Genomic DNA, 332 nt, shown 5'->3' with positions numbered 1-332 from the left:
GACCAGGCCTCGCTAGGCCGGGTCGAGCTGGTGGGCACGGTCTGGCTGGCCAAGGCCGCCGCCGTGCATGCCGATGTCGCCGGAACCGAGGTGGGCGAGGAAGTGACGGCCGCCGCCGAGTCGATCGCGGCCGCCGACAAGGGCGCAGCGGACGCCCAGTTCACAGTGGACGGCGCGGAGGACTACGACCTGCTCTGGTTCGACACCCAGGAGATCCCGTCGCTGAACGCCTGCGAGTTTTCTGAGGGCGTTCTGAGGGCGCCCAGGCTGCCGCCCGGTGACCGCTCCCGGGTGGCAGCGGTACGGCGGTCCAGGGGTGGCGGGAGCGGCGG

1 protein-coding gene is annotated in these 332 nt (G+C 72.6%); it reads left to right on the top strand.

The genetic code is table 11. The features are described 5' to 3' along the window. Window positions 1–332: DUF6912 family protein (locus UK12_RS42340; protein WP_442973932.1), on the top strand; the 332-nt coding region annotated here is incomplete at both ends.

The organism is Saccharothrix sp. ST-888 (assembly GCF_000955975.1).
GTDB lineage: Bacteria > Actinomycetota > Actinomycetes > Streptomycetales > Streptomycetaceae > Kitasatospora.
This window is presented reverse-complemented; position numbering and strand designations above follow the sequence as displayed.